The organism is Nostoc sp. UIC 10630 (assembly GCF_010747425.1).
Classification (GTDB): domain Bacteria; phylum Cyanobacteriota; class Cyanobacteriia; order Cyanobacteriales; family Nostocaceae; genus Nostoc.
In genome coordinates this window covers 1-764 of record NZ_JAAGOG010000474.1, presented here as the reverse complement: position 1 = coordinate 764, position 764 = coordinate 1, and the positions used below count along the sequence as shown (strand labels likewise).

Genomic DNA, 764 nt, shown 5'->3' with positions numbered 1-764 from the left:
ATCGCCGCCGCTTTGAAGAACAGTTACGGGTGATGCTGGCTAATTTTACGGTACGCAAACAATATTTAAAGGTGAACCTAGAGCGTTTCTTGTGCCGTCCTGAAGGTGGGGGATTAGCAGCACTGCGAATCAAACAACAGGGAGTAGACTGGTTACGCAATCAACAACTAGCTGTATTGATGTTCGGTCACAGGAACACGACAGCACTTTATTTTGACCGGGGGCAACTGAAGCTGGGCGATAGTCCACTGTTGGGCTTTGCCAATATGTTGGATATCGTGCTGGATATGACCAGTGGTTTAGACCGAGAGCGTTTAGCTAATTCTTTATTTGATGCACGCTACACGATTATTAATAAGGTCTACAGCAAAGACCGTAATCACTCGGCACGCCCTAATTGGATAACTTTTGACCAAATACAAGCTCTAGCAAGTGCTAAAGACCCCAGTTTAAGAGAAAAAGAAATTTCTCATATTGTTGATGCTATTAGAGTAGCAACGGCCCAATATTGGGATAAACTCAATCGGTGGATGGACAAAATATTACCCAGACCGTTGAACGAGGTAATCATCGGTGGGGGCGCTGCTTACCATGTAGAAGTTGAGTTGGAGACGTATTTCAATTGTGCATGGGAACTCCAGAAAATAGATAAGTATAGCAGTGTTTACGAAAGAACTGGTGAATACGTCCCCAAAGACGACAAATTGCCAATGATACCGATGGTTTGGGGTAGTGGTTTTATAACTCAGGTGCAAGAAACTTTT

Annotated in this window: 1 pseudogene; it reads left to right on the top strand. The window is 43.7% G+C overall.

Going from position 1 to position 764, the window contains the following annotated elements:
* Positions 1 to 764 (top strand): annotated as a pseudogene (locus G1O98_RS40525) (hypothetical protein); the annotation flags it as partial.